Below are 8,883 nucleotides of genomic sequence, written 5' to 3' on the forward strand. Positions count from 1 at the left end.
GGTGCTTGCGGCCCGGCAAAGCCGGTTCCGCGGCACCCGTGGCTTAAAGAGTCCGATGGCGCAACTAACGGGGGGTATTCCACCAGCAGGGGCCGCGGGACTGGCTTTCCAGACCGCAGGCGTCGCCCCCTTGAGGGGGGAACAGGCTACACGTCAGTGAGCCTGGACGGGGGTGGGTCTACAGTCAGTGGCGGATGGACCGTTCCCCATAGGCTGTCATCAAGCACTCGCTGCAGGGTTCGGATCAGTTGTTCGTTGGAGGTGTGTGCCTTGACCAGCACCGCTTCCGCGCGCTGGCTTTGCGCGGGCTCCACATCGCGTGCAGAAAACACGACCACTGGTGGCACGATGTCCAGTGCTTCAATGGTGTCCAGCAAGCCCCAGCCCGAGCCGTCCTTCAGCGTGAGGTCAAGCAGTACCAGGTCGTAGCGGCGGCTGGCCAGCTGGTCCCGCGCCTCCCGCAATGTGGTGGCAAATTCAAAGGTGGCAAAGTCCTGGGCAATGGCCGCGGCAATGCGCTGGATATCCAGGTCATCCTCGACGTGCAGAATGCGCGGTCGGCCTTCAGCCATGTTGCCAATGGCACGGTGCAGGCTGAGGATCAGCAGGTTTTCATCAATGGGTTTTTCCAGCCATGTTGAAACCGCCAGCGGTTGGGTATTGAACTCAAGCTCGCCTTGTTCGGCGTTGGCGGACACCACCACGATCGGCAGGTTTTTTGTGGCCTCTTCCCGGCGCAGCGCACGAATCAGGCTGATGCCGTCCTGCTCCGGAAGGTTCAGGTCAACCGTCATCGCCGCATAAGGCATCAGCGTGACCTGCTCCAGCGCCTGCTCTGCGCTGTGCACCATGTCTGAATCAAAACCGCCTTTGTCCAGCATCAGGTTGATCAGGCGGGCGATATCAGGATCGTCCTCGCAGACCAGGATGAGTGGCCGGCCTGCACTGCCGGACCTGATGCTGGTTTCAATCGGTGCCGGCACCGCCTCGGGCAGCTCAAAGAAGAAAATGGTTCCAACCCCGGTTTCCGTCGTGAACCCGATTTGCCCGCCCATGCGCTCCACGATGGCACGCGAGATGTTCAGGCCCAGGCCGGTGCCGCCCATCTTGCGGGTGTCCGAGGTGTCGGCCTGGGAAAATTTCTGGAAGATGCGTTTTCGGAATTCCTCCGGAATGCCGGGCCCCTTGTCGGCTACCTCAACCCGGACCCTGCCGTTGTTGCACAGCAGCCGGACCTCCACGGCAGACTGGGCTGGCGCGAATTTCACGGCATTGGACAACAGGTTGGTCATGACCTGGGTCAGCCTGTCGCAGTCAACACTGGCCTTCACCGCCTCCTCCGGGGCAACCAGCACCAGCTTGACGTTGTGCTGGCCGGCAAAACCTTCATTGGCGGTCATGGCTTGCGCGAGCAAAGGCTGCAGTTCCATCGGCTGAAAATCAAAACGCATTTTTCCGGATTCAATTTTTTCGCTGTCAAGAATGTCGTTGATCAGCCTGATGAGGCGTTCGCAATTGCTGGTGGCAATGCCGACCAGGTTTTTGGCCATGGCGGGCAGGTCGCCGGCCACGCCTCCCGCGATCAGGCCCAGCGAGCCGCGTATCGACGTCAGCGGCGTACGCAGCTCGTGGCTGACGGTGGAGACAAATTCGCTTTTCATGCGATCGATGCGCTTGAGCGCGGTCACATCGGTACCCAGCGAGAAAAACCCGACGACCTTGCCTTCGTCCTCACCTTCGYCATAGCGTGGGAAGTACTGCATGACGTAGTCCCGCGGCTGGCCGTCCGAATTTATCTGGATGCGGTCGTATTCGGCCGCATAACCGGCCAGGGCTTCTTTAATCTTGCCGTGTTCCTGGTCATGGAGCTGGTCTCCCATCAGCTCGCGCATGGTTTTACCGTGAATCTGGTCGTGCTTCAGGCCCAGGACTTCTTCATAGGCGAGGTTATGGAACTGAAACCGCTGTCCAGCGTCGATGTAGGCAATCAGGGCCGGCACGCTGTCGGTGATTTGCCGCAGCTGCGATTCGCTGTCATGCAAAGCCCGGGTACGCTCCTGTACAGCCTCTTCCAGGCTGCTCACCTGCGCCGCCACTTGCTGTGCCAGTTCCCATTTGGCGGTCAGCATCCTCGCCAGCTGGCTGACCTCAATCGGGTCAAACGGCTTTTTGAGAATCAGCAGGCGGTCGCGGGCCTCCAGCCGCGCGAACACGTCTTCCCAGGCGTGGTCTGAATAAGCTGTGCAGATGACGATCTGCACCTGCGGATCAACGCGCCAGAGCCGTTCGATGGTCTCCACGCCATCCCAGCCCGGCGGCATTCGCATGTCCACAAAGGCCATGGCGTAGGGCCGTCCGGCTTCGATGGACGCCTGTACCCGGGCCAGGCCTTCGCGCCCCTGGTAAGCCGAGTCCAGCTCGAAGCCATCGATGGCAACCGGAGCGGCGTCCCCAAACAACAGGGCTTCGGCATCGTCCAGCGCCTGTGCCTGCGCCGCGGGTTTTGCCGCAAGGATTTTGCGGAAGTCGTCGTGAATCGACGGCATGTCGTCGATCAGCAAAACCCGCTGGTTCTTCGGCTGAGTCATGGCTGGCTCCTGTGTTTCTGCGCAGCAGCACCGCTCTCATCCGGTGAGGGTTGCCGCAGCGGCGGAGGCAGGGTGAAGAAAAAAGTGGCCCCTTTTCCTACCGCGCCTTCAGCCCAGATACGGCCGCCGTGGCGGGAGATGATCCGCTGCGAACTGGCCAGCCCGATTCCCATGCCTGAAAACTCGCCAGGCGAATGCAGGCGCTGGAAAGTGCCGAACAATTTGTCCGCATAGGTCATGTCAAACCCGACGCCGTTGTCGCGCACAAAATAAACCGTACCTTCGTTGTCGGAGTGCAGCGCTCCGACCGAAATCTCGGGGGCCGCAGCGCGCGCCGTGAACTTCCACGCGTTGGAGATCAGGTTTTCCATCACCTGGCGCAGCAGCGCGACGTCGCCAACGGCGGTCAAGCCAGGCGCTATATGGACTTTCACGTCGCGCGCCGTATTGCGCTTCTGGCAGTCATGCCGCACGCGCTCGGCAATTTCCGCAAGATCGACCGTCTCGATCTTCAGGCTGGTGCGGGACACCTGGGCCAGCAGGAGCAGGCCGTCTGTGAGCTCCCCCATTTGCCTGACGCCCTCACGGATCCGGGTCAGGTAATGCCTGACACGTTCTGCTGTATCGCCGCCGACGGCCTTTTCCAGCAAATGGCTGAAGCCATCGATCGAGTTCAGGGGCGAGCGCAAGTCGTGCGCGAGCGAATACGAGAACGCTTCGAGTTCCTTGTTGGACTGGCGCAAGGCCGCTTCGGTCGCCTTGAGATCCTGCACGGTATCTTCCAGGCTGCTCACCTGTGCGGCCGCCCTTCGCGCCAGTTCCCATTTCGCGGTCAAAGTCCTCGCCAACTGGCTTACCTCGATCACATCGAACGGTTTTTTCAGAACCAGCAGCCGGTCCTGTACGTCAAGGCGCGCCAGCACATCTTCCCACGGGTGGTCAGAGTAGGCGGTGCAGATCACGATCTGCACATGGGGATCGGCACGCCAAAGCCGTTCGATGGTTTCCACGCCGTCCCAGCCCGGCGGCATACGCATGTCCACGAACGCCATGGCATAGGGCCTCCCGGCCTGGACGGATGCCTCAACCCTGGCCACACCTTCGTGCCCCTGATAGGCCGAGTCAAGTTCAAAGTCACCCCGTGAAATCTGCGTGGCCCCGCCAAACAATGCGGTCTCGGCAACATCCAGCTGATGCGCCGCAGGTTTTGCCGCGAGGATCTTGCGAAAGTCCTCATGGATCGACGGCATGTCATCGATCAGCAGGATGCGCTGGTTCAGCACTTGGGTCATGGGTTTGGCCTGCGGACTTTTCATGGCTTGTGTGGTGGACTGGACGTATCAGGCCGGCGAGGGTTGCGCATTGCTGTCATGCGAAGCCCGCGCACCGCCAACCGGAAGCTCAAGGATGAACGTTGCGCCGCGGCCCGGCCCGTCGCTATGCGCGGAAAGTGTTCCCCCCATCTGGCTGACCGCCAATGCACAACTGTGCAGCCCGAAACCGTGCCCCGTTTTTCGGGTCGTGAATCCATGGGCAAAAATTCTTGTGAGGTTTTCTGGCGGTATGCCTTCGCCGTCATCCGTGACCGAAACCCGCAGGCTGGACTCACCGGCGGGCTCCACGCGCAGCGTGATCTGGTGCGATCCCCCCGACACGCCTCCCATGGCATTTTTGGCGTTGCTGATCAGGTTCACSAGAACCTGCAGCACCCGCGAGCGGTCCAGCAGGGCTTGGGGCACCTGTGCGTATTCCTTCACCACAGTGACCCGGTGACGCACCAGGGCACCGTCGTTCATCCGCAGGGCATCCTCCACCAGGTCGGAAATCTGGACCGGTTCCACAATGCTGCTTCCACCGGCATACGACTGCTGCGTGGCCACGACGTCCTTGATGTGGTCGATGCTTCTGGTGAGGAGCTCCAGCTCCTTGAGCATGCCCTGCTGTTCCTCCACCAAAGTCCGGGAAATCCCGCTCAGGTAGCCAGGCAGTATTTTTCCCTTTTCGTCATGAACCAGAAAGTTGCCCAGGTCTGCGGCGTGCTCGTCCATCAGTTGCACGCCGCGCGAGAGCCCCTGTATTCTGGATTTTCGCAAGGTACTGCCGATCAGGTCAGCGGAGACATTGACGCTGTTGAGRAYGTTGCCCACGTTGTGCAGCACRTTGGTSGCGATCTCKGCCATGCCMGCCWGGCGYGCCGTGGACATCAACTCAGTTTGCGCCTGTCGCAGCTCCTGTGTCCGCTCCTGCACGCGTTGCTCAAGATGCTCATTGGCGCCCTGCAGTTCTGTGTTGACGCGCCTGATCACCGCGTGGCTGCGAAACACGTGAAGGGCTGCATACAGCAGCAGGGCCACCAGCACCGCCGAGAAAATCAGCAGGTAGCGGCCGTAGCGCTCGCCCTCCGCCCCCACTTGCTGCTGCTCGATCGTTGATGCATCGTTGGCCTCATCGAGCAATTTGGCGGTCGGGGCCGAGGAAATACCCGCGAGAAGTTCATTGACTGTTTTTTGTTCGCGCAGGATGGTCTGGATATGCGCGCGGAAGATTCCCAGCCTCTCGGCAATGCCCGGCGGAGTAAGGTGCAGCTTGCCGTCAAGCCGGCCCAGTTCCTCTACTATCTCGGCACCCTTTTCGTCAGTCGGGCTCTGGCTGTACAGCATGCTCGCGAGCAGCAGCCTGCTGACGCCAGACGAAACCTGCCGAAGCGCCGGCTCTGTGGTGCTACGGCCGGGCCCGAGCGACTGCTGGACGTCTTCTGCCGCGGTGGGAAGAAAGGCCAGTGAGTTTCGCAGCACAGAGTTGTGCGACTTGAATTGCTCGATCAGGACGGCTTTGTCCTGCACGGCGCGTTCCAGCGCCGCGAGCTTGTCCACCTGCCCGGATGCATCGTGCTTGTGGGCGTGGGTACCCGACTCGAGCTGTTCCATGAGCCGGGCCATCTCGCCCTGGTTATCGGCCAGCGCATCGTAGTGCGTGTTGATCCCGATCCTGGACTTCAGCACATCCAGCTCCCATTGCGCGTCCAGCTGCTTCAGGTGGCGCAGCACGGCCATATCCTCAAAGTAATGCGACTCGTCGAAGCTTTGGGTTTTGCTGTACAGGAACACCAGGATGAACAGCAGCACGGCGGTGACCGCCGCCATAGGCGCCCAGGCAAGTCGGTTCGTTTTTTTCACGGTTTGAAGTCCCGTTCGCCGGTAAGCGTATTGAGGAACTTGACGATGGACTCCTTGTCCTCCCTGGAGGCAACGCGTCCGAGCTGGTACCTGAACATCACGTCCACAGCATCTTCCAGCGTCTTGGCCGAGGCATCGTGAAAATAGGGTGCCGTGAGCGCGATGTTGCGCAGGCTCGGTACCTTGAAGACGTGCTTGTCGCTTTCCACCTTCGTGACGAGGTACCGGCCGAGGTCGGCTTCCGTCGGATTGCCGCGTTTCGCAAAATAGTCGCCCATGACGCCGAACTTCTGGAACATGTTGCCGCCCACATTGACCCCCTGGTGGCAGGCGACGCAACCGTATTGCTTGAATTTGGCGTACCCCACCTTCTCGGCGGCGGTAATGGCCTCCGCGTCCCCCCGCAGGTATTTGTCAAAGCGCGAGTTGGGGGTGATCAGCGTTCGCTCGAATGTCGCGATGGCGTTCTGGATGTTGGCTTTGGTGACGCCGTCCTTGTAGGCGGCGCTGAACGCGCTTTTGTATTTGGCATCGTCCGCTATCTTGCGAACCACGTCTTCCCATTTCGAACCCATCTCGGTCGGGTTCAGCATGACGTGGTCTACCTGGGACTCCAGCGAGTCGGCACGGCCGTTCCAGAATTGCCTGAAATTGAGCGCAGCATTGAACACCGTCGGCGCATTGACCCCGGTCAGCCCGCCGTTGAGCCCGACGGACCTGTCGCGGCCGTCACCGCCGCCCCTACCCAGGTCATGGCAGCTGAAACATGACACACGGCCGTTGCCGGACAGGCGCGCATCGTGAAACAGCTGGCGCCCGATTTCGGCACGGGCCGGGTCCTGTTTCAGCGAGAGGGGGATTGGCTGAATGGGCTCATTGAGCAAAGGGGCTGCGAAGGCGGCAGGGGAGGCCAACGCCAGCAAGGCCAGCACAGCCAGCAGCAACTTCAGCCAGTCGCCGAATCTCGTGGCCACCAAGGCGGTGGCGGCAGGAGGCTCTGGGCTGGTGCCCCTGGGGCTCTGATCCGGGTGCTCATTCATGGCTCACCTCGTGGGTTTCGTGCGGGAGTGCGAAGCGCGAATCCGAACCGGACGCCACCCCGAAGCGTGAACCGCAAGGTTGCCACCCCCTGCGAAGCGACGGATGTCCTTCTTGATGATAAATCCATGTTTCGGCAATTGTCGGATTTGCTGACGTTGCGGCGCTTCATGCCGGCGTCCATCCGTTGCCCCCCAACCACGGGATGAAGCCTGCATAACCCAACTGGCGGTCTGAGCGGCATTCTTCACATACCGCTGGTGATCCGCGGTGTCTGCAGTCGCTCCGGACCGTTCGCTGCAACCAGATCAGAGCACGTTTATCGGCGAGGCTGTTAAGGCATTTCCCGCGTGGTCATATTTACCAACCGCATGTAAGTAAATGCGTTTTTTTGGGGTCGCCCAGCCCCTGAAAATGCCGCCTCCGGTGCTGCACCAGATCGCGCTGCACTGCGCCCCTTATTGCTCACTTTTTGATAGCTGCTAGCGCCCGTACCATATGGGTTTCTGCTGATTTTCGGTCCAATATTCCTGCAAAATCTTTATTTCATGGATCCGAAGACCTTCTTGAGGATGGCACTGCCCGTTCCGACCGGGTCTTGCCGGATTTTCTTTTCTTCTTCGCCAATGATCAGGTAGAGGCCGTCCAGCGACTTACCGGTGACGTATTGCTGGATGTTGGCGTCTTCCTTCTTGACCAGCCCAAAGCCCGCGGCCTTGCCGGCAAATTCGTTGTATTTGTTGGCGAGGCCGACCTTTTCGGTGGCTTTGGTCACCACCGGCAGGAATTTCACGCCCAGCGGGGTGCGGGTTTTCTCGGCGAAGAAAGTGGTCACCGAGGTTTCGCCACCCGTCAGGATGTTCTTGGCGTCATTCACATTCATGGTGCGCACCGCATTGACCAGCAGGTCCCTGCCCATGGGTACAGCGGCTTCAGCGGCGCGGTTAATGGACGTCACCAGTTCATCGATCCGCTTGCCCTGGCCAAAGTTTTTCAGCAGTTTCGACGCGTCTTCAAGGTATCCGGGCAAAGGAATGCGAACTTTTGGGTTGCCGAGGAATCCATCTGTCTTGCCCAGCAGGGCGACGGCTGCAATGGCGCCTTTTTCAAGGGCGGTTTTCAGGCCGGCGCTGGCGTCGGCATTGCTGATGCCCGACAGGTCCCCCAGCGAAAGCGCGTGGGCCTGGTGGTAGGTGGCCAATATCAGTGCGCCCAACGCGCTGACGCCGGCCTGGTTAAAATTGCGACGTTGCATGATGAGGTCCTTCCAATGAAATTGACATCCCGCCTGACAGTATGCCGCACGGCACTGGCCGGCATTTTGGCTGTGGCGGCCCTTGCCTGCCTGCCGGGATGCGGCGGTGCCGAGGCCGCGCCGGAATCGACCTTCGTGCTGCTGGACGGCAGCAAAAAAACCACCGCCGACCTCAAAGGCAAGGTCACCCTCGTCAATTTCTGGGCCACCAGCTGCGTGACGTGTGTGGCCGAGATGCCCAAGGTCATTTCGACCTACAACAAATACCAATCCCAAGGCTACGACACCCTGGCCGTGGCCATGAGCTACGACCCGCCCAGCTATGTCGTCAATTACACGCAAACGCGCCAGTTGCCCTTCAAGGTGGCGATCGACAATACGGGCGCGGTGGCCAAAGCATGGGGCGATGTACAGCTCACACCCACCACCTACCTCGTCAACAAGCGCGGTGAGATCGTCAAACAGTATGTGGGTGAGCCCGACTTTGCGGCGCTGCACCAGCTGATCGAGAAGCTGCTCAAAGAGACCTGATAGACGCCCCCGCCCAAAAAAAAGGCCTGTTTCAGCAATGAAACAGGCCTTTTGACCATACAGGACGGGCGCAACCAGCTATGAAATCAATAGCACAACTCTGTTTCCCGATTTAGCCAGCAGGGGCCCGGGTCTGGCTTTGCCAGCTCGCAGGCGCCGCCCCTTGAGGGGAGGCGGCGTAGCCGCCCGGGGGGAGCCAGTTGTCGCCGCGATCCGGCTCTGCCGGGCGCAAGGCGCCTGTCCCCCTGAGGGGGAGAGGAAGCTACACAAAGTGAGCTTCAACAGGGGGCTACTG

At 60.6% G+C, this 8,883-nt stretch carries 6 protein-coding genes; 1 reads left to right on the top strand and 5 read right to left on the bottom strand.

Annotated elements, in window-relative coordinates; all coding sequences use genetic code 11:
• Positions 1-146 precede the first annotated feature (146 nt).
• From AC1D0Z_RS06190 to AC1D0Z_RS06210, 5 genes are all read right to left on the bottom strand, one after another.
• The gene (locus AC1D0Z_RS06190) at positions 147-2,588 is read right to left on the bottom strand and encodes a response regulator (protein WP_477657363.1); all 2,442 of its coding nucleotides are present in this window, start codon (positions 2,586-2,588) and stop codon (positions 147-149) included.
• On the bottom strand, positions 2,585-3,904 hold the full coding sequence (locus tag AC1D0Z_RS06195; protein ID WP_477657364.1) for a sensor histidine kinase: 1,320 nt from the start codon (positions 3,902-3,904) through the stop codon (positions 2,585-2,587). Before AC1D0Z_RS06195 ends, AC1D0Z_RS06190 begins: the two co-directional genes overlap by 4 nt.
• Positions 3,905-3,928: 24 nt before the next feature.
• Positions 3,929-5,764 carry a DAHL domain-containing protein gene (locus tag AC1D0Z_RS06200; RefSeq protein WP_477657365.1) on the bottom strand — a complete coding sequence of 612 codons (1,836 nt, stop codon included), beginning with the start codon at positions 5,762-5,764 and terminating at the stop codon, positions 3,929-3,931.
• Positions 5,761-6,804: a cytochrome-c peroxidase gene (locus AC1D0Z_RS06205; protein ID WP_477657366.1), complete on the bottom strand. Its 1,044-nt coding sequence runs from the start codon at positions 6,802-6,804 to the stop codon at positions 5,761-5,763. The genes AC1D0Z_RS06200 and AC1D0Z_RS06205 overlap by 4 nt, the downstream gene beginning before the upstream one ends.
• A gap of 539 nt (positions 6,805-7,343) precedes the next feature.
• A complete protein-coding gene (locus tag AC1D0Z_RS06210; protein WP_477657367.1) occupies positions 7,344-8,057 on the bottom strand; it encodes a DUF4197 domain-containing protein in 714 nt (237 codons plus the stop codon).
• A 15-nt stretch (positions 8,058-8,072) separates the two neighbouring features.
• Here AC1D0Z_RS06210 and AC1D0Z_RS06215 point away from each other — a divergent pair, with 15 nt between their 5' ends.
• Complete coding sequence (locus AC1D0Z_RS06215; protein WP_457281630.1) at positions 8,073-8,588, top strand: TlpA disulfide reductase family protein; 516 nt, start codon at positions 8,073-8,075, stop codon at positions 8,586-8,588.
• Positions 8,589-8,883: the final 295 nt, after the last annotated feature.

Source organism: Polaromonas sp. P1_E3 (assembly GCF_056405935.1).